Source organism: Microcystis sp. (genome assembly GCF_048564745.1).
Classification (GTDB): Bacteria; Cyanobacteriota; Cyanobacteriia; order Cyanobacteriales; family Microcystaceae; genus Microcystis; species Microcystis ichthyoblabe_A.
The window spans coordinates 1-24,436 of the sequence record NZ_JBLZRT010000190.1; the positions used below are offsets into that span (position 1 = coordinate 1).

Consider the following 24,436-nt stretch of genomic DNA (forward strand, 5'->3'; position numbering starts at 1 on the left):
TGACTTCGTTTCTCAGGAATTGAGAGCGGCGGAAGACCCGGAATTTGAAACCTTCTACACTAAAAATATTCTGCTTAACGAAGGTCTGAGAGCTTGGATGGCTCCCCAAGACCAACCCCACGAAAACTTTATCTTCCCTGAGGAGGTTCTCCCGCGTGGTAACGCTCTCTAATATCCCTACTGCTAGTGGTCGTGACCAAAGTTCCACCGGCTTCGCTTGGTGGTCTGGTAACGCTCGTCTTATCAACCTCTCCGGTAAACTGCTCGGCGCTCACGTCGCCCACGCTGGTTTAATCGTTTTCTGGGCCGGGGCAATGACCCTGTTTGAAACCGCCCACTTTATCCCCGAAAAACCGATGTACGAACAGGGTTTAATCCTGCTTCCCCACTTAGCTACCCTCGGTTTTGGGGTCGGTCCTGGTGGTGAAGTAGTCGATACCTTCCCCTACTTCGTCGCTGGTGTTCTGCACTTAATTTCTTCGGCTGTACTCGGTTTTGGTGGTATCTACCACGCCATCCGCGGACCGGAAACCCTAGAGGAATACTCTAATTTCTTCGGTTACGACTGGAAAGACAAAAACCAAATGACCAACATCATCGGTTATCACCTGATTCTCTTGGGTTGTGGTGCGCTGTTGTTGGTATTTAAAGCCATGTTCTTTGGCGGTGTCTATGATACCTGGGCCCCCGGTGGCGGTGACGTCCGCGTCATCACTAATCCTACCCTCAACCCCGCAGTTATCTTTGGTTATCTGACCAAAGCTCCTTTCGGTGGCGAAGGCTGGATTATCAGCGTCAACAACATGGAAGATATCATCGGCGGTCACATCTGGATTGGCTTAATCTGTATCGGTGGCGGTATCTGGCACATTCTCACCAAACCTTTTGCTTGGGCGCGTCGCGCTTTCATCTGGTCTGGAGAAGCCTATCTGTCCTACAGCTTGGGCGCTCTTTCCATGATGGGCTTTATCGCCGCCGTTTACGTTTGGTTTAACAACACCGCCTATCCCAGTGAATTCTACGGTCCGACTGGTATGGAAGCTTCCCAATCTCAAGCTTTCACCTTCTTGGTGCGTGACCAACGCTTAGGTGCTAATGTCGCTTCTGCCCAAGGCCCCACCGGTCTAGGTAAATACCTGATGCGCTCTCCCACTGGCGAAATTATCTTCGGTGGTGAAACCATGCGTTTCTGGGATTTCCGCGGTCCCTGGTTAGAACCTCTCCGCGGTCCTAACGGTTTAGACCTCGACAAAATCAGAAATGACGTACAACCCTGGCAAGTACGCCGCGCGGCTGAATACATGACCCACGCTCCTTTAGGTTCCTTGAACTCTGTGGGTGGGGTTATCACTGACGTTAACTCGTTTAACTATGTGTCTCCTCGCGCTTGGTTGGCTACCTCTCACTTCACCCTCGCTTTCTTCTTCCTGATTGGACACCTCTGGCACGCTGGACGCGCTCGCGCCGCCGCCGCCGGTTTCGAGAAAGGAATTGACCGCGAGACTGAACCCGCATTGGCAATGCCTGACCTCGACTAATTTCGCTTAGTTCGATGGTAGAGGCTCCCGTCTGGTTGGCGGGAGCCTTTTTGTGGTTAAATAGGGTTTGCGGCAAAAAGCTTTTCCTGGGGGCAGGGTGTGGGGTGTGGGCTTCGGCCGTGAGCTCAGCCGAACGGGTGTGGGGTGTGGGGAGAATAAAGCTGCCCCTTGTCTCCTGTCTCCTGTCTCCTGTCTCCTGTCTCCTGTCTCCTGTCTCCTGACTCCTGACTCCTGACTCCTAACCTCACCAACAAACTTTTTCAGCAAACCCTAATTATCAGACGCGGCTAAAATACTCTCTAAAGCCGATAATAATCGTTGATTTTCTGCCGGTAAACGGACAGCGACCCGAAAATAATTGCTACCCAATTCGGGGAAACTGAGACAATCGCGGATGAAAATTCGATGATATTTTAATAAAGCTTCCTGTAGGGGTAAACAGGAAGATTGAGATTGTACTAAGAGGAAGTTAGCGGCACTGGTTTGGGGCTGTAATTGCGGAAATTTAGCTAATCCCTGCCATAAATCCTCACGGGCTGCCGTTAACCAATCCCAAGTTTGTTGTTGAAAATCCCTATCTTCAATTGCCGCAATAGCGGCAACCACAGCCAAGTTATTCACCGACCAAGGATCGCGCCATTTTTGCCATTGTAACAGGCGATCGGGATGAGCGAGGACGTATCCTAGACGCAAACCGGGGAGACTGTAAAATTTAGTTAGGGAACGCAAAATCAAGAGGTTGGGATATTCCGGCAACAGAGATATTAAACTCTCCTGTTGTTGGGGGGGTAAAAAGTCCATAAAAGCTTCATCCACTACCACCAAACCAAATTGCGATAGATAGGGACGAATGGCCGCCACCGTCCAGAGTTTCCCCGTGGGATTGTGGGGATTATTGAGTAATAAGCCTTGTTTTTCGGGATTAACCGGCTTTAAAGTGGTTAAATCTAGGGAATGTTGGCAGATTTTCCCACCAAAACTTTTTAAAGCCCGTTCGTAATCGCTAAAAGCGGGTGTTAGTACATAAACACTATCAAATGAGGCCAATTCCCGGCCGGCCCAGGTTAATAACTCAGCCGCACCATTGCCAGGGAGAATCCAATCTGGCCCGATATTGTGCCATTGGCCGAGGGCAGAACGCAACTGCCAATAGCTCGGGTCAGGATAACGAGTCAGACTGGTTAAATGACTTTTAATAGCGGTTAGGGCGCTTTCCGGCGGACCGAGGGGGTTGATACTGGCAGAAAAATCGAGAATAGAGGAAACCGGACAGCCGGCAATGGCGGCCGCCCAGTCAAGATTACCACCATGTTTAGGTCTAGGCAAAAGACTTACAGCAATCAAAACTCAACAGTAATTATTCCTTATCTGGGGCCACTCTGTCTTTAAACAGTTTACCCGCCGAGAAAGCCGGGACGCGAGTGGCCGGAATCTCCATCTTATCGCCGGTTTTTGGGTTGCGTCCTTCCCGGGCCTGACGTTCCCGGGCCTCGAAGGAACCGAATCCTACTAGGGTTACTTTGTCCCCCTCAGAAACCGCTTCGATAATGGTTTCGATGGCGGCAGTGAGAACAGCATCTGCTTGTTTTTTGGTCACAGAGGCTTTGAGAGCGATTTGATCGATTAATTCACCTTTATTCATGCGCTAACTCCTTTTTTTGCGGTTTTTCTGAGTTTAGGGTGGTTGTCAGTAGTTTATTATGGTTCCCCTGTTGAGGACTCGCCAGGATCGAGATCACTAAATAATGCCTCAAATCCTCATTGGCTATATATTCCACTGCATTATTCTAAGCGGGAATTGTCTCGATCGGAATCGCTGAAACCTTTAATTTATCTAGATTTCCCCCCGATTCCCCACCAAGGGGAGAGACAAAAGGGAATAAGCGAGAGATTAACAGCGATATAAGCTAATAAAAAGAGATTAGCTTGCTAAATTGCCGATAAATATTCTCTAAAAGCGATAGGTATCCTAACTTCCCAAAAATCGTTCATCGGTTCTCTCCAAGATTTTTGACTAATTTTGCCCCCAAAAACGTTAAAAAAGTTTACCAAAGCAATTTCTGCCCAAAAATTAAGGTTCGGTCCCAGGAGATATTGGCTAAAATTGGAACTTATGATCGTTAAAAATATTCAAAAAAGCAGGATTTAACTGGAAAGTTTGCTATCATTATCTATTAAGCGACAAACTCGCATGGTGATTTACTGCTATCCCCTAGCCGATCTAGGTCAAAGCTTAAGACGTTCTTTTATCGTGACTTTTTTGGCAGTAATCGCCATTCTTGGCGGTGTGATTCCCGAATTTTCTTGGACGACGGCGGTGGTTAGTTTCCGGTCTTCCGCTTATACTCAAGATTTTACGGCTGACCAAATTAAACGTTATGCGACCGCAGTTTTGTTGATCGAAACCCAAAGAAAACAAGCTTATCAGGCAATTTCGCAAATTTTAGGCAAAAGTCCCCCAGCAATTACCTGTAACCAACGGGAAAGCTTTAATAATCTTCCAGCTGATGCCCAAAGAATTGCCGTCGATTATTGTAATAACTCAAAAAAGATTGTCCAAGATAGTGGCCTGAATGCGACTGAATTTAACGCCATTACTAATCGGATTCGTAGGGATGATAACTTGAGACGACGGGTGCAAAATGAGATGATTCGTCTGCAACGGGAGAATAAATAGAAAAAGTTCCTCAGTTTTTCGGGTCAAGCTGGAGTCAGGGCTACAATTAAGAGTGTTTTTTCCCATTGACCACTACCATGTTAACTTTTACCGAGCGTTTACCCCCCCGTCATACCGCTAGTCCACCTCCCCCAGAAACGGTAGTTTTTAGCCTTCTACTTACGGCCGAAGAACGCACCCGCAGCCGTTATCGTCTCGACAGTCCCGAAGGTTTTTCCCTCTGTTTTCGTTTACCCCGCGGCACAATTCTACAGGACCGCGATTTCCTGCGGGGGGAAAACGGCGAAATTATTCAAATTATCGCTAAACCCGAACCAGTTATCACTATTACCGCCCCTTCAACCGATTTACTCCTCAAAGCTGCCTATCACCTCGGTAATCGTCATGTAGCCCTAGAAATTAACCCCGATTATCTCCGTCTGGCCCCCGATTCTGTCCTACAAGCAATGTTAGAAGGTTTGGGATTAACCGTAACTGAGGAAATCGCCCCCTTTAACCCCGAAATCGGCGCTTATCAGCATTATCATGACCTGGAAGAGGCAAAAAAGGGATAGTTAAAAAAGAACGGAATTCGGTATCGGTTAAAGTTCCTAGAAAAGCCCTCTGGGTGGCTTGAGTATTTATACTTATTGTAATCCAGATATACTTCTCCTAAGATAAAGACCGGTAATCGTGCCGAACTAATTAGCGAAAATTTGGGTCTAAAACCCTTTGAATGATGTTTTTATTGTATTCAGGAAGTTGAAAAAATGAAGACCAAATCGATCATAAGCTTACTATCTCTTAGCATTATAGGAATGTCAATCTATGCGGGTCAAGCTAATAGTAGTGATTATCGAGCTTTGACCCCGGAAGAAAAATCGCAGTTGACCGATGCTTTGCTAAAACAGGGCTGTAGGAATCCTAAAGAGATGAAATTTGATGTTGAGACTAACCAATTTGAAGCAGAAGATGCTGTGTGTGAGGGAGGAAGAAAGTATGATATTTACCTTGACAAAAACTTTAGGATTGTTTCAATGAAACCAGACTAAAAGATCAAAACCCTGAGAAGCTTTTACTGGTCGCTGCGAAGATTACCGATTAGGTATAATAAAGCCATTCTGACAGCGACACCACTGGTAACTTGTTGGGAAATCAGACTAAAATCGGGATCATCCATTAAATCGGAACTAATTTCCACTCCCCGATTCACAGGACCGGGATGAAGTACCTTCACCCCCGGTTGACAGGATTGCAAACGAGGACGAGTAATGCCAAAACTTTGATGATATTCGCGTAAACTGGGCAAAAGATTGGCGGTCATGCGTTCTTTTTGCAGTCGCAGGGTCATCACAAAATCGGCCTTTTCTAAAGCTGGTTCTAAATCCCAGTGGAGAAATAGGCGATCGCACAATTCCCCAAAATATTTCGGCAGTAGGGTGGGGGGTGCGGACAAATGTACTTCCGCCCCTGCCGTAGTTAAACTCCAGATATTGGAACGAGCCACACGAGAATGGAGTATATCCCCGACAATAGCGATTTTTTTGCCCTCTAACAGTTCTAAACGGGGATTTTCCTCATCTAACAGACAACAGATCGTAAACAGGTCTAAAAGTCCCTGGGAGGGGTGTTCGTGTTGACCGTCCCCAGCATTAAGAATACTGACCCCCGACTGCAAACGATCCATTTCTGCGGCAATTAAATCGGGAACCCCCGACTGTTGATGTCGGATAACAAAAATATCCGTACCCATGGCCACATAGGTTAAAGCGGTATCGAGAATCGTTTCCCCCTTAGTCAAACTGGAACTACCCGGGGCAAAATTGAGAACATCGGCCGAAAGACGTTTCGCCGCTAGTTCAAAACTACTACGGGTGCGGGTGGAAGGTTCAAAAAAAAGATTCGTCACCACTTGTCCCTGTAGGGCCGGCACTTTCTTGGTACGTCGGGAAAGAACTTCACGAAAACTAGAGGCCGTTTGTAGCAGGGTTTGGTATTCTTCTGGTTGCCAGTCTTGCAATCCCAAAATGTGATGTCGGATCCAAGTGAAAGCCATAGGAGTTGAGGAGGCGGTAAAAACGGCAAATTTCGTCTATGCTATTGTAGGATTTCTTTGCATCAAGTTAATAAATAGGGTTTATGAGAATTAATTTTTCCTTGTGTCAGGTCACTCTCGCGATCGCTTTATTTCTCAATCCCTTGCCGGCGATCGTTGCCCAGACTGCCACCTCTGGGGAAATGGTATCACCGACCACGGGCATTAATTACACTCGCCTGAAAAATTTCCTCGCTCAACAAAATTGGCGACAAGCTAACGATGAAACCCGTAATTTAATACTGAAAGCGACCGGACGGGAATTACAGGGCTGGTTTACCATGGAAGACCTGCAAAAATTGGCCTGTTGGGATCTGCAAAAAATGGATCAACTCTGGAAAGAAGCTTCCGGGGGTCGTTTTAGTTTCAGTACCCAATTTCGCATTTTTATCGAGACAGGTAATCGACCGGGGCGCTTAGTGGCGATCGAAAATTTTCAAACTTTTGGCGATCGAATCGGTTGGCGTAAAGATGGTGATTGGATTATTTTTAAAGAAAATCTTAACTATACCCTCAATGCTCCCGTTGGTCATCTACCGGCGCCCCGGGACGAATATCAGATCGCCGGTGGTCGTCTAGAATACACCACCCTCGCCCAAAGATTAGTCACCTGTAATATTGTTAGCTTAGGGCAAAGCAAACAGTGATCACGCGATCAATTCTGTAGAGTAAAATTTAAGGAAAAGCTTCTCTCCTCATCTTCCCCTTCTTTTTCCGATTTACTAGCACTTTTTCCGCTAAAAACCCGTAAATTTAACAATGATTAAACGATCCGTTAACGTATCGAGAGCGATCGGTTCGTCGATCGCCGTTTCCCTAATTATCACCGGTTGCGCCCCCCAAACCCCGCAAGCCACTGGACCGGCGGCTGTTCCCGTCAAACTGCAAACCCTCGGCACCGACAAATTAGTGCAAAGTAGCGAATTTGTGGGTACTTTGATCGCCCAAGAGCGTGTTAGCGTCTCCCCTCAGATTACCGGTCGGATTCGGTCTATTTTCGTTAAATCTGGCGATCAGGTAACTCAGGGACAAAAAATCGCCGAATTGGATCCCGAACAACAACAGCAACAGGTAAACGCTGGCATCGGCCAGGTAAATTCGGCCAAAGCGAACCTGAATGCGTCTGAGGCGGATTTAAGGCAAAGACAAGCGCAAGCGAGGGCAAATAAAGCCCAAATTGCCCAGAATCGGGCAAATGTGGCTAATGCGGAAGCTAATGTTAAAAGTCAGATCGCCACCTTGAGCGCCGCCGAAGCTGATTTACAGAGAGCGAGAGCTAATTTAGATTTAGCGGAAAAAAACCTAACAAGAGCCGAATTTCTGGTTAAACAAGGCGCACAGCCCCAACAGGACTTAGATGATCGCCGCCGCGACATTCAGGCCGCCAGGGCGGAAGTAGAGGCCCGGTCTAAAAATCGTGATGCGGCCCGTCAACAGGTGACGGCGGCTAGAGCTACCCTACAGGCAAACAAAGAAGCATTAAATATCGCCATTCAAAACGAATTAGCCTCACGGCAACAGGTGGCGGCGGCAGCGGCAACAGTGAACAGTCGTCAAGCAGCGGTAGCCAGCACTGAGGGGCAATTAGGGGCGACGCGTCAGAATTTAGTTTTTAACACCATTACCGCCCCGATTGATGGTTTTGTCGGCGATTTTAATCAAAGAAAAGTCGGCGATATTATCTCCCTGGGTGAAGAATTAACCTCGTTGACTAACAATAAAACTTTGGAACTAAATGTGCAGATTCCCGTGGAATTACAACCGCGTCTGCGCGTCGGGTTGCCTGTAGAAATTATTAATCCCGATGGCAGCGCCGGGGTTCGCGGTCAAGTAACTTTTATTTCCCCCACCGTTTCCCAAGCTACCCAATCGGTTTTAGTGAAATTTGCCTTTACTAATGATGGCAGTCTTCGCAATAACCAATATGTGCGGACGCGGTTAATTTGGGATCAAAAACCGGGGGTATTAGTTCCCACCACGGCAGTGACTAGCATCGGAGCGCAAAATTTTGTTTTTGTGGCCGAAAAAGAAAAGGCTAAAGAAGGTCAAGAAAATGCCAAGGAGCGTTTAGTGGTAAGACAAAAACCAATTCAAGTCGGCACGATTCAAGGGCAAGCTTATCAGGTTATTTCTGGAGTAAATGCCGGGGAAAGAATTGCTATTAATAATATTCTTTCTCTCCGAGATGGTACAGCTATAACTGTTAGTCAGCAGTAATTTTTATGAGTAATTCGATTACCGTTCGTCCCCTGTCAGCGCAACTAATTACAGCCGAGAGTTTCCGTCCCTACGGTCAATTAATAACCCCTAGCCATGATGGAAAACCGTTTGATGAAAGCGATGCACAACTGCATTTAAAAAACGGTGTCCCACGTTTTTATATTATGCGTTTACAGACTCGCGGACGTAAATTTAAGCGAATTACTCGTCATAGTCAATGTACCCAATGTCTTGGTTCTTTGGGGGGACAAGAGTGGTTTTTAGGAGTGGCCCCCCCTAGTCCTCATCCTCAACCAGATTTAGAAAAATTAAAGGTTTTTCGCATCCCCGGGGACTGTTTTATTAAATTAGAGGTGGGAACTTGGCACGCTGGCCCACTTTTTGATCAACCGGCAATCGATTTTTATAATCTTGAATTGAGCGATACTAATATTATCGATCATTTTACCTATAATTTTGCCCAAGAGCAGTCAATAGAATTCGAGATTGTTGATTGAAACAATTGATTTTTTTACTTAACTTTTCGCAATCCTTTAGAAAGATAGGCAACGAAAAAAGCCAACACTCCTGTCATCCCTACCTCAAAATAATTGGCCATGAGAATAGCGGTAAAAAACAGGAGCAAGATAATTAATATAGTCCGCTTTTGTTCAGATAATTTCATATCTAATGGCCTCTAATTCCCTTTTAATACTTAATGGTTGATAACCTAAAGAAAAAGCAAGAGAACTATCAAGAGAAACATCCTGCGGACGGGGCGCACTCATGGGAACATCTGACTGTAAACAGGGTTTTATTTGTTCTCTGGGAATATTAAAAACTGCCGCCATTAGTAAACCAAATTGATAACGAGAAACTCTTTCTTTACCACCCAGATGAATAATTCCTTGCACTTTTTCTAGGGCTAAAAGTAAACCATTCACCGCACTATTAACCCCAACAGCTGTACGATATTCATCAGTAAATAGAGATAATTCTTTTCCTTCTTGGAGGGTTTTTAAAAATGGTTGCAGGAAACTATTAGCACTGGGAGAAGGGGAACCAAACATCAAAGGCATTCGACAAATAGCCGCCCGAGGATATATTGCTAAAATACCCTTTTCTGCCGCTACTTTTTGCTCACCATAGACACTGACTGGAGAAACGGGATCATTTTCGGAATAGGGGGCATTTTTACCATCAAAAACTAAATCGGTAGAGGTAAAAACTAGGGGTATTTGATATTGACTACATAAACGGGCAATTTCTAGAGAAGCTGTCAGATTAATTGCCTCGGATGCTTGGGGAAATTCTTGACAGAGATTCGGTTTTGATTGGGCAGCCCCATGAATTACCGCGTCGGGTTTAATCTGTTGAAAAAGTTCTCTAACTGCGGCTAAGTCTGTTAAGTTAATTTTAATTAAATTCGGGTCATTACTATTGACATTGTGATTAAAATATGTACCAAAACTTGCCCAAGATGAGCGAGTTTTTTGGTAAATATGCCAACCTAAAAACCCACTAACTCCAGTGATTAACAGCGTTTTCATAGTTTAGAGATTAAATCCTTTTTCGTAGGCTAAAAACTGCACCTGTGGTTCCAAAGGTTCACTAACTAAACCAATTCCTGCAAATCCCCATCGCTGCATCAGTCCCTTTAATTGTGTTCCTGAGAGAGTTTCCACAGAAAAATTATTGGCTAAATCCTGAGCATGGGTGTTGATATAACTTAAAGCATCGTAGGATTCTTTAAACAGAAGCAGATAACTGGCCGGAGTTTCGCTTTCACCTTTTCTCAGACGCGCCACTAGATATTGTCCGTCTTGTTTTGACCTGAGTAAATAATGTGTAGTTGCTAACATAGTTTATTAAGTGAAAAGTGAAAAGGAAAAAAGGGGTTGGGTGGGGGTACATCCCATTTTTGTAAATCTACTGAGTTGGGATTTTTAAAGGGAAACTATCTTCTAAAATTGGTCATTACTTCCGATTTTACCACTCAATCCAAGCCTTTGGGGGGTTCTACCCCCCAAACCCCCCGCGCATTAGTTTTTCGGTGGGATGCTTACACGCAGCTGCTGATACATCTGTAATAATTTAAGGGTCACTGATAATTGCTGATTGTCCCTATTTCTGCAAATGTGAGATGCACCCGTTGGGTAGTGGGAAATTTAGCTGAAATTTCCCTATCACCCTACTTTAAATCCTCCAATTTAATCCTAGGATCTACAGCTTTGAGAAGTAAATCAGCCAGAAGATTACCGATAATTAACATAGTAGCACCCATCATTAAACTGCCCATAACTAAATATAAATCTTTGGCCGTCACAGCTTGCAAAATTAAACGACCTAATCCGGGCCAGTTAAAGAAAAATTCGGCGATAAATGCCCCACTTAACAAACTAGAAAATTCAAAGCCCAAAAGAGTTATCAGGGGATTAATAGCATTGCGTAAAGCGTGGACATAGATAACTTTATTTTCTGGTAAACCTTTCGCCCTGGCGGTTTGAATATAATCCTGTCGCAGAACATCTAATAATTGTCCCCGCATCAATCTTTGTAATCCGGCAAAACTGGTAACTGTTAGGGCAATAGTTGGTAAAATCATGTGCCAAGCGATATCTAAAACTTTACCGATAGGGGAATATTCCGAATAGTTAATACTGGTCATATCACCTACCGGTAAAAGCGGCGAGACATTTTGGGCGAGAATTAGCAGTAAAAGGGCAGTGATAAAACTGGGGAAACCTTGACCAAGATAACTGATAACTCGAAAAAATTTATCGATAAATTGGTTTTGTTTGACGGCGCTGACAATGCCCAAGGGAATCGCAATCGCCCAGGTTAAAATGATGGAAGTCAAAGACATTAATAACGTCGCTGGAATTCTCTCTAATAATAGGGAAGACACGGGACGAAAATAGGTAAAACTCAGACCAAAATTAAACTGAGTTACCACTTGCCACAACCATTTAAAATACTGGACAATCGGCGGGTCTTTTAAACCAAAAAGGGCAATATATTGTTCTTTAGTTTCCTGACTAATCTTGGGATTAAGGTCAAGCAAAGCCAGAAAACCGCCGGGGGTTAATTGGATAATAGCGAAACTCAAAGCCGAAGCCAACAACAGAGTTAATAAACCCTGGAGAACACGCTTGACAATATATAAAAAAGTTTCGCTAGTTAGGAGAGATTGTAACCCATTAGCACTCGATCGAGCGGTTGCAGCCTTATAATTATCATCGGTCGCCGTCATAAGTAATCGTGCCAAGTTAATTTCCTAGTGGGGACTCCAATTCAGGAGTCAGGAGACAAATAGTCGCGCAGAATTAATTGCCATTTTTGAGATAGGCACTCTTGCCAGAGTGTTAGCGAAATGTGTAATTAATTCTGCTTAGGTACTTAAAAAAACCTAATAATCGATGAGGGTAATAATCGGTAAATCGGGTAATTTTTCCCGACCACCAAGGTCGATTAACTCGATGATAAAGGCAAATCCTAACACCTCGCAACCAATTTTTTCTAATAAACCGGCCGTCGCTTTCGCCGTCCCTCCCGTCGCGATTAAATCATCGACAATTAAGACTTTGTGATGGGATGCCACCGCGTCCTGATGAATTTCCAGGCTATCGCTTCCGTATTCCAAATCATACTCGATACTATGAACGGCGGCGGGTAATTTGCCCGGTTTCCGGACGGGAATAAATCCCGCTTCTAATTGGTATGCTAAAGGAACACCAAAGAGAAAACCCCTGGATTCCATACCGACAATGTAATCGGGGGATAAACCGTAATCGCGACACTTTGCCGTTAGGGTATCGATCGTGTAACGTAATCCTTGGGGATGATTGAGTAGGGTAGTAATATCGCGGAAGACAATACCCGGTTTGGGAAAGTCGGGAATATCGCGAATCAATGATTTCAGATCCATTCGGTTTCCGTGTCTCGTAAAATGGGGGACAGCTATCTATACAATACAATTTACAATACCCTGACTCGATCGCCCTTGTGTTTTAGTTCTCCTATATCATGACCCCTACTAGCCTAACGCCCGAATCTACAACATCAGCCCCAGAAAAACCGTTTATTTTAAGCGTTTTACCCGATTTTCCGATTGCCAGTCAGCAATGCGCCCTACATCTCCAACAGCATATCGATTTAATGCTATTAGCGTTGGAATCCTTAGAAGTCGGTGCCGGGGAAGCCCTGTTAGCCCTCTGTAAAGAACTAGGACTTGATAAAATTGTCAGAAACCGGATTATTTTCTGGCGATTACGCTGTACTAATCCCTGGCGAATTTCCTACACCCTCGACCGTCTCACCCTTGACCAAGCAAAAGCTTTAGTTATCATTGCCAGTTATCGGGCCAAACCCCTGGCTATATCCATCCGACAATTACTGTTAGCGCGGCAACAGATGGAATCAAAGGGTTTACCCGTGGATAATAATTTTCTTTTATCAGAATACCTAGAACGATTTCGCTCCAATTTTCGCAGTCGCATGAACCCCCGCCGGGCCAAAGTATCGGTTTATCTAGCCGATGAAAATGCTTTAAATGAACTGGCTTTATCCCTCCTCGATCAGTTATTATTTTGTACTGGTACGACGGGAATGCAGCGCTTTTGGATTAGTTTATTTGATGGGGAGATAGTGTAAAAATGAGAAGACAGTATAGCCTGCCCAATTGTACCCTGATTCTCGATGGTTTCGGCGATGATTTCGCCCCGGCTAACCCCGGGGATAGCCGACCTTTACTCTCAATTTTGACTAACGTAGAATGTCGGTTAATCGGGGCCAATAAAGTCCTGCAAGGTGGTCGGGTTTTCTTGGAAAATTTGGTACAAGCGGTCAGTCAGTATGCCCAAGAATTTTTAAGTGGTGTTCGTCATCCCCAAGACCCCGTCCATGAACCAGATCATGTGTACCTAGAAAAGATTGACCATAATCTCCATCGTCTGGTCTGGTATCCATCAACGGACTTGAATATCCCGGAAAGTCCGGTCAACATAGAAATCAGTACCGTGCAGTTATTCGACTTAATAGAAGCGATTGACCAATTTTTTGCCGATACTCGCACTTTACCTGACCTAACCCTGAAATTACAGCCGGTTTCCCGTCGCTACCATAAGGTTAATGAATCGGTGGCCAGTCGAACAGTACCTTTTTTGGCGGGATTAGGCAGTCTTGTCGCTTGCGCCCTACTTTTCTATCTGTTACCCGTCCCCCAAGTACGTAAACCCGAAAATCCCCCCATTCCTGCCGCTTCTCCCAGTTCCACCGTCCCCACTAATCCCGTCCCCCCTCCTAGATAAAATTAGTCCCCTAAGCTAAATCTGTAAATGGAGTAATTAGGAATATGGCTATAAACTTCGGCATTCTTTGCCTGAGCTTGACGGAGATCGTAGTCTGTTTGAAGATTCAGCCAAAACTGAGGACTGTTACCAAAATATCGTGACAGACGCAAAGCTGTGTCCGCAGTGATACCACGCTTACCCGCTAAAATCTCACCGATACGAGTTTGAGCTACGCTTAAATCTTTGCTCAGTCTGTAGGGGGTAATATTGAGCGGTTCCAGAAAATCTAACTTGAGGATTTCACCGGGGTGGATATTGGGCAAACGGTGGAACTGAGCTTTTACATTGAGCCTGTCGAAATGTGTCGAAGTGTTGCTGTTCATTGCATTTAGCTAATTTTAGTGGTAGTCCACTATCTCTACCTGATCAGCATTGCCTTCATCAGTCCAAATGAAGCAAATTCTCCATTGGTCATTAATACGGATGCTGTACTGGCCCTGACGATCGCCCTGCAACTTCTCCAACCGATTACCCGGTGGGACACGCAGATCATTGATCGATAACGCCGCTGCAAGGATTAGCAGTTTTCGTAGAGCGACCGATTGAATATCAGGGGGATAGTGACGAGACTGAAACCCCTCGAAAATGAGCTTAGTCTCTTCGGACTTGAAATTGATGATCATATGATAACTGTCACTTTGATAACTGTCACTTTGATAACTGATTAACTGATGATCAAATCCTAACGCCTAACGATACTATTGTCAAGCAGAAGTAAGCACCACACCCCACACCCCACACCCCACACCCTACACCCTACACCCTACACCCCACACTGTCCCAGTTTTTAGAGAAAGTACCCGAAAAAAAACCGATCTTTTTGGCACAAGTTAGAAAAATTGTGTTATGCTGGTAATTCTGTGAAGGTTTTTCGATAGGGAGTATTGAAAAAAAAATGACCAAACTGGGAACCCATTTGATTGTCGATGCTTGGCAAGTACCTGCTGACCTCCTCAACGATCCCGAGCGCATTCGTCGCGCTATCCTCGATGGAATTACGGCAGGAGAAGCAACGCTGATCGATTTGTGTGTCCACCAGTTCAGTCCCCACGGAGTTACCGCGACGGCGACTTTAGCTGAATCTCATATCGCGATCCACACCTGGCCTGAACACGGCTATTTCGCCGCCGATTTATTCTTCTGTGGTGCGGGTAAACCCGTGGTTGCCATGGAAATTTTGACCAAATCCCTGCAAGCAGGTGAGATTAAAGTGCGGGAACTAACCAGAGGATTCCCCGGTCCTGCGGCAGTTTATGAAAGCAAAAAGGAAGAACCCCTTAAGTCTTCCCTGGTTATGGCCTAATTTCTAGCGCCGGCCTCAATAATAAGTTAGCAGCACTGGCGATCGCCTAAACTGAAATCGTGATCAGGATAACCTTTGTTTTTATCCTTGCCATCTTTCCCTCTCTCGTTAGTCTCTGGTTGATTAACCGATCCCAACAGAGATTAAGTAACCGTTTGAGAGGGATTCGCTATCGTCACGAATACAGCACGGTGATGGCCAGTGATTTTTTGTCAATCCCTCTAGAGACAGAAAATAAACCGGCCTTTATCGGTGATCTTAGTTGTCGTTTTAATGCCTATTCCCCCCACTTGCGTTGTGCGGTTAATCCCCCAGGTCCCTGTGAAGGTTGTCGGCAGTACGAAGCTAAAACTGGCACAGTGTAGGCGGCTTGGGCTTCCAAACAGTTCCCTATTTGCTATCCTTAAAAATTATCGCTATCGCAATTGAGGAGTGTGGGAATAATGGCGTTCAAACGAAATTTGACCCTCTTAATCATCGGATTAGGATTAACTTGTTTACCCCTATATCCGGCCCAAGCTAACCAAATCAGCACTGTCACCCCGAATACGGCGGCCAATCAAACTCTCGCTACCCATCTGGTCCTGAAACTGAAAGAGAGAAAAGTTTACGTTTATCAAGATAGTAAAGTTTTAGCACAATTTACCGTCGCCGTCGGCAAAAAAGGCTGGGAAACCCCCACCGGTAAATTTGAGGTGCGGGAATTAGTTCGCAATCCCGTCTGGAAAAGTCCCTGGACGGGAAAAGTCAGCGCTCCCGGTCCCAATAGTCCCCTAGGGGAAAGATGGATCGGTTTTTGGAGTGACGGCAAAAATTCCATCGGTTTTCATGGCACCCCCGCAGAAAATTCCCTCGGTAGCGCCGCTTCCCATGGTTGTGTGCGGATGCGGAATCGGGATGTGAAAGTGTTGTTTGATTTAGTCCGCATGGGAACCCCCGTCATCGTTCAACCTTAATTCTGGCAGGTATTTTTTTAAGATGGGCAGGTCTTCCGGACGATCTATATCGGCTAATTTAGGCAGATAAGCGGTCTTTAAAGCCAGTTTAGCGGCGATTGTCTGAGTTTTTGCCAAGACTTCCCCCGTTCCCCAGGGAATGTCATCAAAAAGCTCTGGAAAGACCTGTTTTAAAGCAATTAGGTAGTATCCTCCATCTAACGCCGGCCCTAAAACCATATCGTGGGTTTTTAGGGCCTCAAAGGCTGCTAAAATCTCTTTTTCCCCGATTTCTGGGCAATCTGTGCCAATCATAGCGATCGCTGTCATCCCTTGAGCAAAACCATCGGCAAAGGCATTTTGCATCTTTTCTCCTAAGTCTTTTCCCCGTTGAGAATGATAAGAATAATGCTCACCTAACCAAGTACGCATTTTTTCCTCGCTGCCGCCATGGTAGTAGATGATCAGAGAGAGAAAATTCCTCAAACCCGCTAATTTACTGAGAGTATATTCGGCCAGTTTGCGGTGTAATTCTTCGGCTCCCTCGGCTGCCAAAGCTGGAATCATACGGGTTTTTACTTTCCCCAATTCCGGATAACGGGTAAAAATAATTAGTTGTTGTCTCCAGTCCACGAGTAATTGCGACGATGATATTAATTATTAGTTTTAGCCTACTGTTAATAGGAGGCAGGAAAGCCAATAAAACGGGCTTTATTGGCTTAGTATAGATTATTGTAAGTGGGTGGGTGGAATTAAATATAAGATGAACGTAGGTACGATGTCGGCGATCGCTTTATTGAGTCGAAACCTTTTTCCTAGCGGCATTTCAGACTTTTTCAGCCAACCCTGATTAGCTAGGGACTAGGTTTTTTGGGTGAGTTTAAACAGGATAAACCGGCATCTTTAGCAGTAGGATACTTGATTGGGACAAAAGCAAAATCTGAACTTAGTGTCCGACACTCCACAATGTGAACAAATTCTACGGAGGGATCTTGGGGATCGCCATTTTCATCAATTTTTTTGCGATCGCCATTTTCATCGAATTTAATTGTCCCAGTTGCACCTTTAGTGACAAGAAAATCAGGAGACTTTAATTGTTCACGGATATTAATTCGTGTGGGAGTATTTGCCTTTTCTAGAGCTTTTGTTAGAGCAAGCGTTGCATCATAGGATAGGGCTGTTATTGCATTAACAGAAGTAGTCCATAAAATTTTAGCATCCTTAAGAAAATTTTTGTTAGGACTGGTTAAAGAATCCCAAGGAACCGCAATAACAAACTTTTGAAAAGGTTGTAGGTTGTCAATTTGTTCTAAGGTACGAGAACTACGAAGCCCCCATGATCCGATAACCCAATTTTGACTATTATTAAGTTTTATAAGTCTAATTGCATCGCCTTGAGCATCGCCAATTGCTTTTGGGAATAGTACAAGCCCTATTGTTTCTGTTATTTTTGCTTCTGTTTGTCGTCGTAACTCTTGGATGGCTTCTTCTGCCTTAAAATTATTTCCCAGATCAAATTCATCTAATTTTACTACAGTTCCAGAGAATGGAGGGCGTGTAAAAATAGTTTTAAAACTATTAAAAAAAGATTCACTAAATGGACTTCCTTCACTATAAAAGCCCACCACTTTTTTAATAGACTTTTCTCGCAAAAATTTTGCAATGGCAGGAGATTGTTGATCGCTGGAAAAAACAGTTCGCAGGAAATTTTTTCTGGGGTATTTAGTAAGCTCGCTAGTCGTTGATCCGGGAGAAATCAAAACTAAATTATTTTGATTATAAATATCCACCGTTGCTAGAGTCATTTCACTGGGATAGTGACCAACAACCCCTAAAATTTCAGGACGCTGGGAAAGAGATGATGCTGTCTTTTTGGCTAGTAATTCGTCATTTTCATCATTAGTAATGACAACTTTTAATCCCTTACCATTAATCGCTTTTTTATTGATAAAATTTTGATCTGGAAAATACTTGAGGAATGGATCATTGTCATTTAAAAGTCCTAGATTAATTTTTGTTTGTAATTGCGCTACTCCTCGTAACATTTCTTTTGCTCGACTATCATCAATAGGGTTAGTTTGACCGGGAATACTAACAGCAACAGCAATCGTGTAATATTGCATTTTATTGGCTTCTAGTAAAGCATTATTTAAGTAAATTAATGTTTCTGCATCTAGCCTATCCTGTTGCCATGCGTCCTTAAATCTTAACAGGGCTTTTTGATAATCACACTGTGCAAAATATTCTGTACCTTTCTTCTTGTTAAACGATTGAGAGTAATTAAGAACTTCTTCTCCTTCACTAATAAAGTCTCCCGTTTGTTTTGGACAATTATCAGGGCGATTAATGGCAATTAAACTTACAACTGCTATTAATGGTATTCCTATGCTAAATAGCAGATTTAATTTGAAATTTTGGGGCTTTAAAGTTGTTATAAAATGCAAAATTTTTTCCATTAAAGAAGCTTTCACTTTTTTCTCAATGAACTGAATATCCTCATCCCTGAGTCCATAGATAATTTGCAGTTTCTTTAAACTCTCTCTATCTCTGCTGCTCAATGGAGTATGATTAGCAGCAGCTATTATTTTCCGAAACGCATTCCTATATTTCTTGATATTGTCTCTTCGCCGTAGCAGTGGGTTAAGAACTTCTGTTTCAATCGTTCTGGCTTCATCTGGTGAGAGATTTAATTGATCTATTGTTGCATCCAAAACTGCCCTATCTGCAGCAGAAAAGTCTTCCTCCTTAAAACAATAATCTTTAATATCCTCATCATTCCACTTTTTAATAATATCCTCAACTATTTTACGATACTTAAATTTAGGATCATTAGCAGCAAGAGGAGATCTGGCCAAATAAATAGTATCCTCTCCTTCAAGAGAAAGATAAAATTTGGGAGTCATTGCCGGGGCAGCTTCCTTTACTCGTTCGCTGGCATACTCATGCAATTCATTAACAGAAATTAATTGATCACCATCCTGATCTGCTGCACCAGTTTCAATTCCTTCAACTAGATATTTTGTATAGATGGACAAATCTTTATCTTCCGACTCAAAAGAATATTCAATTGGACTAGAAGAGGTCAAAATCGCCCTTCCTTTACCTCCTAATTCCTCTTGAATGTTAAATTCCCCTTTGATTGGCATTCCCTGAACCAATGCTCCGCTAAAACAGCAGTCGAGAATAATTATCTGCCTTTGGGAACGACTATCTGTGATGTACTCTTGAAGTTTAGTTGCCGCTAAAGCTGTTGCAAGAGAAAAATTTCCCTTCTGATCACGCCCAGTGTCTCTTGTACTTAGAAAAAATCTAGCCTTTTGATCTTTAAGTCCATGCCCAGAAAAATATAAAAGCACCAAATCATCTCGCTGTCGATCAGCAAATAAAACCTCAACTGCTTTTTCCATGCTCCCTTTGTCTGGGTTAGACAACACTGTAACCTGATCAAAGGCTCCCATGTCCGGATGCTCTAATACTCGGCGCATTGCTTCAATGTCTTGAATCGCGCTAGAAATTGAACGCAATCCTTCGGAATACTCGCTCACACCAATTAACAAAGCAAATTTTGCCATAATACCTTCTTTAACCTGAGATAAAGTCTTGAGCCGCTTTAATAGCCATTTCCAATTCTTCTCGACTGTGAGCCTTAACCGTCAACTTGCGACCATTGGCCTCTACCGACAATTCTATCGGTTTACCTCCCAAGCGATCGCCCAGAAACCCTAACAACTTTTTCCCATTAGCGGGGTTAACTTCGGTCATTAAGATTCCACCCAAAAAACCGCCCAACGACTTATTGCCTTCAGGGGGATTGGGATCAAGAATGCGTTTAACCGATTCAACTTCATCTGCCTGTTGTAGTTCTGTTAGTAATACTTGGGCCTGTTTGTCGCGTTCTTCAGGCTCCAGGTTAGGATCGTTAAAAGCGATCACCAATTTAATCGTAGATTTGTTACTCATAGGAAGTTGAGTTGAAATAATATAGGATAATACTAATCTTACTGAATTATGCAAATTTTACCATATACCATCTGAAATCTAAATAAGTGATCCCATTTTCATACTGCCCCTTGCCGAGTGCAGATTTCTTCACTGATGTGGTGATGTTGCTGAACATAGAAGATCTATTTTTCAAGCTGCTCCAAGAAATCATAACAATTATTGTGTGTTGGGTTTCGTTCCTCAACCCAACCTACTACTACTACAGGCTAATGGCGATAATTCCGCTAGAAAGTATGAGAATGTGTCTGACATTCCTGACAGGGGGTGAGTATTGGTATCATGATTAAAAGTAAGGATATAGATAGGGTTTGCGGCAAAAAGTAGGGGCGAAGCATTCGGATAGAAAATCTACGGTTTCACCGATAGGTTATTGCCCGAATGCTTCGCCCCTACAGGACGCGGGCCGATGAAGACGCAAGGTTTTGAACGACGATTCTCTCAAAATTTGCACCTGTTTCGCTCGTAAAGCCACAAAACTCTTACCTTGCCTACATTTCACATTTATTCAGCAAACCCTAGATATAACTTAATCCATCGCTTTTCTTGATTGAGATTAAACTAATGTTTGTGTTGTTAATCAGTGAGGTAAACTAATGACTACAGTTGAATTAAAACAAGCAAAAAATCAACTTAATGAGTTATGGGAAGCTGGACTTGAAGGTGAAGAAATTATCATCACAGAAAATAATGAACCTGTAGTTAAATCAAGTCCTGTAAAGTTAGCCAAGAAACCGCCGCGTTAACCCGGAAGTGCTGCGGAAAAAGTTTGGATAGCCGATGATTTTGATGCCCCTTTAACTGATTTTGAATATTATCAATAATTATGCTCAAGTTTTTAATAGATACTCATATATTTCTTTGGTATGTCATTAATAATAAACAATTGAGAGACAACCATAAAATTATGATTAATGAAAGAGAAAATCTAGTTTATCTTAGTTAAGGTAGTTTTGGGAAAATGACGATCAAATATAGTCTGGGAAAATTAACTTTTGATTCACCTTTCCGAGAATTGATTGAGTCACAAATTCAGAGCAATGATTGGCAAATTTTGCCCCTCAATTTACTACATTTTGAACGAGTAGCGCAATTGCCTGTTCAGCATTGTAGTAGATATGTAGGGGGTAAGTTCGGTTATATTACCAGATATTCTCGTTTTCGTAGCACCCCTAGAACCACTGATAACAGAGGACATCACTTTTGTGCAATTCCTGTAAACGGTTGAATAAAACCATCCACACCGACAAAGGAGGTGAGGGGCGACCAGTTTAAAATATCCTCTAAAATTGATTGATAGCCCTGGACATTGGGATGAAGTCCATCTTGCATTAATCTTTCTTGGCACCACAGATCACCCCGGTCCATCCAGAGATCAAATAAATCGAGATAGGGAATATTTTGCTCTAGACAAGCTTGTTTAGTGGTTTCCTTAAAACGATACTGATCGCGATGGTTGAAGTAAAAGCAATCTAAAAAGGGCATTTTCCGCTCATCCACGGGAATCATACCTATAAACAAAACCGGGCAAAGAGAACGGGCCCGGCCGAGTAAATGTTCGATTTGAGTTTGAAAAAGATCGTGATCGGTATAGGTGCGACCATCGGGCCGGCCTAAACGGGCTGTATCATTAACACCGACGGAGAGAAGAATCAGGTCGGGGAGACGATTGCGAATTTCCCCTCTGAGACGAAATTCTTGTTCTAAACGTTCGGACACTTGTACCACTCGATCGCCGCGAATCCCCAAATTATACAGGGCATGACCGGCACTTTCCATCCACAAACGACGTAGGCGTTCGGCCCAACCGCCACCCACGGGGTCGCCATAGCCATACACAAGGCTATCTCCTAAAGCGACGATTTTGAGGGGATGGGTCATGATTGCGTCTTTGTCTTTAGTAGGAGGAGGAAGAGTTTGCATGATCGCTCGATCGAATCGGTTGTCTTTTACACTTGTAAACGGATTTGGTTAAACTGTCCGTGTATTATACTACATTAGAAACTTTTTCCTGCCAGTTAACTTATCTGATATCAGCCAAGCACCAGCACTGACCAGTATAAAGCAGCCCGATGATCATTGCTTGCCTAAGAGCCATTTCCGGGCTAAATCTGCTATAAAATTTATGGTTAAAACCTAGATAAATTGATGACTACTCGTTTACGACGTGCGGTTCAAGACCGAGAATTTTTGATTACAGCCGAGATTACTCCCCCGAAAGGTGGTAATACCAGTCATATGCTAGAAATGGCCCTCTGGCTAAAAAATCGTGTTCATGCGGCTAATATTACCGATGGCAGTCGCGCCGTAGTGCGAATGTCCTCTCTGGCTGCCTCCGCTATTCTCTATCAACACGACATCGAACCCATCTGTCAAATGGCCTGTCGCGATCGCAATGTGATCGGATTACAAGCAGATCTAATGGGCGCTCATGCCTTGGGATTGAGAAATATACTAGCTTTAACCGGAGATCCCGTCAAAGCAGGAGATCACCCCCAAGCTAGAGCAGTTTTTGACCTAGAATCGGTACGTTTGTTAAAATTAATCGATAAATTAAATAAAGGTTTCGACTTTAACGATAAATCTTTACCCGATGGACCCCTAGAACTTTTTGCCGGGGCTGCCGTCGATGTGCAGTCAAAAAGTTGGTCTGGTCTTCAAAGCCGTTTTGAGCGTAAAATCGAAGCGGGAGCGCAGTTTTTTCAAAGTCAATTAGTTACGGATTTCGAGTGCCTTGATAAGTTCATGCAACAGGTGGCCTCCCTCGCCGATAAACCAGTTCTAGCGGGGATTTTTCTGTTAAAATCAGCTAAAAACGCCGTATTTTTAAATAAAAATGTGCCGGGGGTACAAATTCCCGACCATATCATTCAAAGACTCGCCGATGCAGCCCATCCCCTCGAAGAAGGCATCAAAATCGCCGCCGAACAAATAAAATTAGCCCAGCAGTTATGTCAAGGTGTCCACATCATGGCGATTAAACGGGAGGATCTAGTCCCAAAAATTCTCGACGTGGCCGGTATCCCGCCAATACATAACTAAGATGAAAAGTCAATAGTTTTTATAAAAAATTAACTTTCATTTTGACTACTGGTCTTTTGACAAGAATTCTACCCCTAACCTAGTATGGTAAGGCTCAAAGCATTTTCGGGGTTAAACATGGATTCCAATCTAGGTCAAGAAAAAGAGAATAGTTGTGGTAATTCTGGGCGAAAATGGTTGTCTATCGGTATTGCTCCCACTGGTATAATTTCTATTGGCATTGTTCCCATGGGCGTTATTTCCATCGGTATTGTTCCTATGGGAATAGTTTCCATTGGAACCGTGGCCATGGGGACAATTGCGGCCGGTTTTGTTTCCATGGGACTTTTCAGTATTGGTAGCGTTGGGATGGGATTAAATAACGGCCATTTTTCCAATCTTAATTCTCCCCCTGCTGAATCTCCCCATAAACATCATCAGCATTAAAATCAAGATTTGACTAGCAATCATGAATTATTCCATCCGTGCTGCCGTTGCTACCGATGTCAAGGCTATTTTTGACTTAATTGTTGCCTTAGCAGCCTATCAAGAACTCAGCCATTTAATGACAGGAAATAGTCAAGCTTTAGGGGAGCATTTATTCGGAGAAAAACCCTACATCGAAGCATTGGTGGCGGAAGTAGAGGGTAAAATAGTCGGTTTTGCCCTATTTTTTGCTAACTATTCCACCTTTATAACTAAACCGGGGATTTACCTAGAAGATATCTTCGTTTTACCCGATTATCGTAGTCAAGGTATCGGGAAAGCTTTACTAATGGCTGTGGCTAAAATTGCCGTCGCTAGGGATGCAGGACTTTTAGAATGGACTGTCTTAGAGTGGAATCAACTGGCGATCGATTTTTATGGAAAAATGGGGGCTAAGGCCTTCAAAGAGTGGCAAATTTGTCGCCTCACCGGGACTGCTTTAGCAGAATTGGGTAATAGCGATAAATAAGTCAGTCCCGATGCAACAAGTTACACCGTCAAGCATGAAAATATTCTGATCCTAAATCCGGTTATTAAAAACTGATTATTTATTCCCCCTTTTGCAGGAGTTTCTTTCCTGATATGTGGCCTAGACTCAACGGATGGCCGTATTACTTCAGATCTGATTACTCAATCCAAGCTTTTGGGGGGTAGAACCCCCCAAACCCCCCGTTGGGGGCGTGGCGCGGTCACTGAGCGTGTCGAAGTGCCGCCCCCAAACCCCCCGCGCATTAGTTTTTCGGTGGGATGCTTACACGCAGCCGCTGACGCATCTGTAATAATTTGAGAGTCACTTCACTCGCAGGAGTGCCTCTCCTGATATGTAGCCTATACTCAACGGATTTAGTATGAT

Annotated in this window: 31 protein-coding genes and 1 pseudogene; 18 read left to right on the forward strand and 14 right to left on the reverse strand. The window is 43.7% G+C overall.

Translation table 11 applies throughout. From position 1 onward, the window contains the following. Both ACOCD9_RS19995 and psbC read left to right on the forward strand, forming a co-directional pair. The coding region (locus tag ACOCD9_RS19995) for a photosystem II protein D2 (protein WP_271931852.1) at positions 1 to 172 on the forward strand (172 nt) is incomplete at its 5' end. Further along, entirely contained in the window at positions 156 to 1,538 is a 1,383-nt protein-coding gene (gene psbC, locus ACOCD9_RS20000) for a photosystem II reaction center protein CP43 (protein ID WP_193958450.1), read from the forward strand. The genes ACOCD9_RS19995 and psbC, both read left to right, overlap by 17 nt. Before the next feature lie 270 nt (positions 1,539 to 1,808). Here the strand turns inward: psbC and cobD are convergent, their stop codons facing one another. Then, positions 1,809 to 2,864, reverse strand: a complete 1,056-nt coding sequence (cobD, locus tag ACOCD9_RS20005; RefSeq protein ID WP_419548268.1) for a threonine-phosphate decarboxylase CobD — start codon at positions 2,862 to 2,864, stop codon at positions 1,809 to 1,811. 31 nt (positions 2,865 to 2,895) lie between these two features. Next, positions 2,896 to 3,180, reverse strand: a complete 285-nt coding sequence (locus tag ACOCD9_RS20010; protein WP_002759570.1) for an HU family DNA-binding protein — start codon at positions 3,178 to 3,180, stop codon at positions 2,896 to 2,898. 549 nt (positions 3,181 to 3,729) lie between these two features. On the opposite strand from ACOCD9_RS20010, the gene ACOCD9_RS20015 reads away from it, so the two are divergent. From ACOCD9_RS20015 to ACOCD9_RS20025, 3 genes are all read left to right on the forward strand, one after another. Beyond that, positions 3,730 to 4,215, forward strand: a complete 486-nt coding sequence (locus tag ACOCD9_RS20015; RefSeq protein WP_287701908.1) for a DUF4168 domain-containing protein — start codon at positions 3,730 to 3,732, stop codon at positions 4,213 to 4,215. A gap of 77 nt (positions 4,216 to 4,292) precedes the next feature. Further along, positions 4,293 to 4,769, forward strand: a complete 477-nt coding sequence (gene ureE, locus ACOCD9_RS20020) for an urease accessory protein UreE (protein WP_079207696.1) — start codon at positions 4,293 to 4,295, stop codon at positions 4,767 to 4,769. A gap of 195 nt (positions 4,770 to 4,964) precedes the next feature. Continuing rightward, the gene (locus tag ACOCD9_RS20025; RefSeq protein ID WP_002790909.1) at positions 4,965 to 5,246 is read left to right on the forward strand and encodes a hypothetical protein; all 282 of its coding nucleotides are present in this window, start codon (positions 4,965 to 4,967) and stop codon (positions 5,244 to 5,246) included. 23 nt (positions 5,247 to 5,269) lie between these two features. On the opposite strand, the gene ACOCD9_RS20030 is transcribed toward ACOCD9_RS20025, so the two are convergent. Beyond that, positions 5,270 to 6,250 carry an aspartate carbamoyltransferase catalytic subunit gene (locus ACOCD9_RS20030; RefSeq protein WP_149976693.1) on the reverse strand — a complete coding sequence of 327 codons (981 nt, stop codon included), beginning with the start codon at positions 6,248 to 6,250 and terminating at the stop codon, positions 5,270 to 5,272. 83 nt (positions 6,251 to 6,333) lie between these two features. Between ACOCD9_RS20030 and ACOCD9_RS20035 the strand changes: the two genes are divergently transcribed. From ACOCD9_RS20035 to ACOCD9_RS20045, 3 genes are all read left to right on the forward strand, one after another. Next, positions 6,334 to 6,936: a GUN4 domain-containing protein gene (locus ACOCD9_RS20035; protein WP_149106954.1), complete on the forward strand. Its 603-nt coding sequence runs from the start codon at positions 6,334 to 6,336 to the stop codon at positions 6,934 to 6,936. 112 nt (positions 6,937 to 7,048) lie between these two features. Further along, positions 7,049 to 8,506, forward strand: a complete 1,458-nt coding sequence (locus ACOCD9_RS20040) for an efflux RND transporter periplasmic adaptor subunit (protein WP_287701911.1) — start codon at positions 7,049 to 7,051, stop codon at positions 8,504 to 8,506. A gap of 5 nt (positions 8,507 to 8,511) precedes the next feature. Then, a complete protein-coding gene (locus ACOCD9_RS20045; RefSeq protein ID WP_287701913.1) occupies positions 8,512 to 9,006 on the forward strand; it encodes an ureidoglycolate lyase in 495 nt (164 codons plus the stop codon). 14 nt (positions 9,007 to 9,020) lie between these two features. On the opposite strand, the gene ACOCD9_RS20050 is transcribed toward ACOCD9_RS20045, so the two are convergent. From ACOCD9_RS20050 to ACOCD9_RS20070, 5 genes are all read right to left on the reverse strand, one after another. Further along, positions 9,021 to 9,173 carry a hypothetical protein gene (locus ACOCD9_RS20050; RefSeq protein WP_002759543.1) on the reverse strand — a complete coding sequence of 51 codons (153 nt, stop codon included), beginning with the start codon at positions 9,171 to 9,173 and terminating at the stop codon, positions 9,021 to 9,023. Beyond that, positions 9,160 to 10,038: an SDR family oxidoreductase gene (locus ACOCD9_RS20055; protein WP_287701915.1), complete on the reverse strand. Its 879-nt coding sequence runs from the start codon at positions 10,036 to 10,038 to the stop codon at positions 9,160 to 9,162. Before ACOCD9_RS20055 ends, ACOCD9_RS20050 begins: the two co-directional genes overlap by 14 nt. Positions 10,039 to 10,041: 3 nt before the next feature. After that, positions 10,042 to 10,350 (reverse strand): hypothetical protein, encoded by a 309-nt coding sequence (locus ACOCD9_RS20060; protein WP_002737657.1) that lies wholly within the window; start codon positions 10,348 to 10,350, stop codon positions 10,042 to 10,044. 329 nt (positions 10,351 to 10,679) lie between these two features. Next, entirely contained in the window at positions 10,680 to 11,741 is a 1,062-nt protein-coding gene (locus ACOCD9_RS20065; protein ID WP_193961113.1) for an ABC transporter permease, read from the reverse strand. A gap of 156 nt (positions 11,742 to 11,897) precedes the next feature. Further along, complete coding sequence (locus ACOCD9_RS20070) at positions 11,898 to 12,416, reverse strand: adenine phosphoribosyltransferase (protein WP_012266767.1); 519 nt, start codon at positions 12,414 to 12,416, stop codon at positions 11,898 to 11,900. Positions 12,417 to 12,514: 98 nt separating this feature from the next. Between ACOCD9_RS20070 and ACOCD9_RS20075 the strand changes: the two genes are divergently transcribed. Then, entirely contained in the window at positions 12,515 to 13,141 is a 627-nt protein-coding gene (locus ACOCD9_RS20075) for a DUF3038 domain-containing protein (RefSeq protein WP_287701920.1), read from the forward strand. A gap of 2 nt (positions 13,142 to 13,143) precedes the next feature. Beyond that, positions 13,144 to 13,797 (forward strand): DUF4335 domain-containing protein, encoded by a 654-nt coding sequence (locus ACOCD9_RS20080; RefSeq protein WP_419548269.1) that lies wholly within the window; start codon positions 13,144 to 13,146, stop codon positions 13,795 to 13,797. Positions 13,798 to 13,807: 10 nt separating this feature from the next. On the opposite strand, the pseudogene ACOCD9_RS20085 reads toward ACOCD9_RS20080, so the two are convergent. Further along, a pseudogene (locus ACOCD9_RS20085) lies at positions 13,808 to 14,162 on the reverse strand (HigA family addiction module antitoxin). A 15-nt stretch (positions 14,163 to 14,177) separates the two neighbouring features. Beyond that, positions 14,178 to 14,462, reverse strand: a complete 285-nt coding sequence (locus ACOCD9_RS20090; RefSeq protein ID WP_002742078.1) for a type II toxin-antitoxin system RelE/ParE family toxin — start codon at positions 14,460 to 14,462, stop codon at positions 14,178 to 14,180. A 272-nt stretch (positions 14,463 to 14,734) separates the two neighbouring features. Here ACOCD9_RS20090 and speD point away from each other — a divergent pair, with 272 nt between their 5' ends. The 3 genes from speD to ACOCD9_RS20105 all read left to right on the forward strand — a co-directional run bounded on the left by speD (position 14,735) and on the right by ACOCD9_RS20105 (position 16,098). Then, the gene (gene speD, locus ACOCD9_RS20095) at positions 14,735 to 15,142 is read left to right on the forward strand and encodes an adenosylmethionine decarboxylase (RefSeq protein WP_002781248.1); all 408 of its coding nucleotides are present in this window, start codon (positions 14,735 to 14,737) and stop codon (positions 15,140 to 15,142) included. Between the two features lie 59 nt (positions 15,143 to 15,201). Continuing rightward, the gene (locus ACOCD9_RS20100; RefSeq protein ID WP_287701923.1) at positions 15,202 to 15,507 is read left to right on the forward strand and encodes a DUF6464 family protein; all 306 of its coding nucleotides are present in this window, start codon (positions 15,202 to 15,204) and stop codon (positions 15,505 to 15,507) included. 78 nt (positions 15,508 to 15,585) lie between these two features. Continuing rightward, entirely contained in the window at positions 15,586 to 16,098 is a 513-nt protein-coding gene (locus ACOCD9_RS20105) for a L,D-transpeptidase (RefSeq protein ID WP_002781245.1), read from the forward strand. Here ACOCD9_RS20105 and ACOCD9_RS20110 read toward each other — a convergent pair. From ACOCD9_RS20110 to ACOCD9_RS20120, 3 genes are all read right to left on the reverse strand, one after another. Then, positions 16,060 to 16,710, reverse strand: a complete 651-nt coding sequence (locus ACOCD9_RS20110; RefSeq protein ID WP_287701925.1) for a TIGR04282 family arsenosugar biosynthesis glycosyltransferase — start codon at positions 16,708 to 16,710, stop codon at positions 16,060 to 16,062. The two genes, ACOCD9_RS20105 and ACOCD9_RS20110, sit on opposite strands and share 39 nt — an antisense overlap. A gap of 221 nt (positions 16,711 to 16,931) precedes the next feature. Beyond that, entirely contained in the window at positions 16,932 to 19,649 is a 2,718-nt protein-coding gene (locus tag ACOCD9_RS20115; protein WP_419548271.1) for a caspase, EACC1-associated type, read from the reverse strand. Positions 19,650 to 19,659: 10 nt separating this feature from the next. Continuing rightward, complete coding sequence (locus ACOCD9_RS20120) at positions 19,660 to 20,037, reverse strand: hypothetical protein (RefSeq protein ID WP_221275489.1); 378 nt, start codon at positions 20,035 to 20,037, stop codon at positions 19,660 to 19,662. Positions 20,038 to 20,672: 635 nt separating this feature from the next. Between ACOCD9_RS20120 and ACOCD9_RS20125 the strand changes: the two genes are divergently transcribed. Beyond that, positions 20,673 to 20,822, forward strand: a complete 150-nt coding sequence (locus tag ACOCD9_RS20125) for a type II toxin-antitoxin system Phd/YefM family antitoxin (protein WP_419548272.1) — start codon at positions 20,673 to 20,675, stop codon at positions 20,820 to 20,822. A gap of 451 nt (positions 20,823 to 21,273) precedes the next feature. Here ACOCD9_RS20125 and ACOCD9_RS20130 read toward each other — a convergent pair whose 3' ends face one another. Next, positions 21,274 to 21,999 carry a GDSL-type esterase/lipase family protein gene (locus tag ACOCD9_RS20130; protein ID WP_287701934.1) on the reverse strand — a complete coding sequence of 242 codons (726 nt, stop codon included), beginning with the start codon at positions 21,997 to 21,999 and terminating at the stop codon, positions 21,274 to 21,276. A gap of 225 nt (positions 22,000 to 22,224) precedes the next feature. Here ACOCD9_RS20130 and ACOCD9_RS20135 point away from each other — a divergent pair, with 225 nt between their 5' ends. The 4 genes from ACOCD9_RS20135 (at position 22,225) to ACOCD9_RS20150 (ending at position 24,370) form a co-directional block, all read left to right on the forward strand. Next, a complete protein-coding gene (locus ACOCD9_RS20135; RefSeq protein WP_419548273.1) occupies positions 22,225 to 23,118 on the forward strand; it encodes a methylenetetrahydrofolate reductase in 894 nt (297 codons plus the stop codon). A gap of 117 nt (positions 23,119 to 23,235) precedes the next feature. Then, entirely contained in the window at positions 23,236 to 23,544 is a 309-nt protein-coding gene (locus ACOCD9_RS20140; RefSeq protein ID WP_002759516.1) for a hypothetical protein, read from the forward strand. A 22-nt stretch (positions 23,545 to 23,566) separates the two neighbouring features. Next, the gene (locus ACOCD9_RS20145) at positions 23,567 to 24,052 is read left to right on the forward strand and encodes an N-acetyltransferase family protein (protein ID WP_419548274.1); all 486 of its coding nucleotides are present in this window, start codon (positions 23,567 to 23,569) and stop codon (positions 24,050 to 24,052) included. A 108-nt stretch (positions 24,053 to 24,160) separates the two neighbouring features. Beyond that, the gene (locus tag ACOCD9_RS20150) at positions 24,161 to 24,370 is read left to right on the forward strand and encodes a hypothetical protein (RefSeq protein ID WP_419548275.1); all 210 of its coding nucleotides are present in this window, start codon (positions 24,161 to 24,163) and stop codon (positions 24,368 to 24,370) included. The last annotated feature ends 66 nt before the right edge of the window (positions 24,371 to 24,436 follow it).

What these genes read in the sequence shown, in the direction of transcription:
- ACOCD9_RS20010 (WP_002759570.1), bottom strand. Translation starts at nt 3,180, where the DNA reads ATGAATAAAGGTGAATTAATCGATCAAATCGCTCTCAAAGCCTCTGTG.
- ACOCD9_RS20015 (WP_287701908.1), top strand. Translation starts at nt 3,730, where the DNA reads ATGGTGATTTACTGCTATCCCCTAGCCGATCTAGGTCAAAGCTTAAGA.
- ureE (WP_079207696.1), top strand. Translation starts at nt 4,293, where the DNA reads ATGTTAACTTTTACCGAGCGTTTACCCCCCCGTCATACCGCTAGTCCA.
- ACOCD9_RS20025 (WP_002790909.1), top strand. Translation starts at nt 4,965, where the DNA reads ATGAAGACCAAATCGATCATAAGCTTACTATCTCTTAGCATTATAGGA.
- ACOCD9_RS20030 (WP_149976693.1), bottom strand. Translation starts at nt 6,250, where the DNA reads ATGGCTTTCACTTGGATCCGACATCACATTTTGGGATTGCAAGACTGG.
- ACOCD9_RS20035 (WP_149106954.1), top strand. Translation starts at nt 6,334, where the DNA reads ATGAGAATTAATTTTTCCTTGTGTCAGGTCACTCTCGCGATCGCTTTA.
- ACOCD9_RS20040 (WP_287701911.1), top strand. Translation starts at nt 7,049, where the DNA reads ATGATTAAACGATCCGTTAACGTATCGAGAGCGATCGGTTCGTCGATC.
- ACOCD9_RS20045 (WP_287701913.1), top strand. Translation starts at nt 8,512, where the DNA reads ATGAGTAATTCGATTACCGTTCGTCCCCTGTCAGCGCAACTAATTACA.
- ACOCD9_RS20050 (WP_002759543.1), bottom strand. Translation starts at nt 9,173, where the DNA reads ATGAAATTATCTGAACAAAAGCGGACTATATTAATTATCTTGCTCCTG.
- ACOCD9_RS20055 (WP_287701915.1), bottom strand. Translation starts at nt 10,038, where the DNA reads ATGAAAACGCTGTTAATCACTGGAGTTAGTGGGTTTTTAGGTTGGCAT.
- ACOCD9_RS20060 (WP_002737657.1), bottom strand. Translation starts at nt 10,350, where the DNA reads ATGTTAGCAACTACACATTATTTACTCAGGTCAAAACAAGACGGACAA.
- ACOCD9_RS20065 (WP_193961113.1), bottom strand. Translation starts at nt 11,741, where the DNA reads ATGACGGCGACCGATGATAATTATAAGGCTGCAACCGCTCGATCGAGT.
- ACOCD9_RS20070 (WP_012266767.1), bottom strand. Translation starts at nt 12,416, where the DNA reads ATGGATCTGAAATCATTGATTCGCGATATTCCCGACTTTCCCAAACCG.
- ACOCD9_RS20075 (WP_287701920.1), top strand. Translation starts at nt 12,515, where the DNA reads ATGACCCCTACTAGCCTAACGCCCGAATCTACAACATCAGCCCCAGAA.
- ACOCD9_RS20080 (WP_419548269.1), top strand. Translation starts at nt 13,144, where the DNA reads ATGAGAAGACAGTATAGCCTGCCCAATTGTACCCTGATTCTCGATGGT.
- ACOCD9_RS20090 (WP_002742078.1), bottom strand. Translation starts at nt 14,462, where the DNA reads ATGATCATCAATTTCAAGTCCGAAGAGACTAAGCTCATTTTCGAGGGG.
- speD (WP_002781248.1), top strand. Translation starts at nt 14,735, where the DNA reads ATGACCAAACTGGGAACCCATTTGATTGTCGATGCTTGGCAAGTACCT.
- ACOCD9_RS20105 (WP_002781245.1), top strand. Translation starts at nt 15,586, where the DNA reads ATGGCGTTCAAACGAAATTTGACCCTCTTAATCATCGGATTAGGATTA.
- ACOCD9_RS20115 (WP_419548271.1), bottom strand. Translation starts at nt 19,649, where the DNA reads ATGGCAAAATTTGCTTTGTTAATTGGTGTGAGCGAGTATTCCGAAGGA.
- ACOCD9_RS20120 (WP_221275489.1), bottom strand. Translation starts at nt 20,037, where the DNA reads ATGAGTAACAAATCTACGATTAAATTGGTGATCGCTTTTAACGATCCT.
- ACOCD9_RS20125 (WP_419548272.1), top strand. Translation starts at nt 20,673, where the DNA reads ATGACTACAGTTGAATTAAAACAAGCAAAAAATCAACTTAATGAGTTA.
- ACOCD9_RS20130 (WP_287701934.1), bottom strand. Translation starts at nt 21,999, where the DNA reads ATGCAAACTCTTCCTCCTCCTACTAAAGACAAAGACGCAATCATGACC.
- ACOCD9_RS20135 (WP_419548273.1), top strand. Translation starts at nt 22,225, where the DNA reads ATGACTACTCGTTTACGACGTGCGGTTCAAGACCGAGAATTTTTGATT.
- ACOCD9_RS20140 (WP_002759516.1), top strand. Translation starts at nt 23,236, where the DNA reads ATGGATTCCAATCTAGGTCAAGAAAAAGAGAATAGTTGTGGTAATTCT.
- ACOCD9_RS20145 (WP_419548274.1), top strand. Translation starts at nt 23,567, where the DNA reads ATGAATTATTCCATCCGTGCTGCCGTTGCTACCGATGTCAAGGCTATT.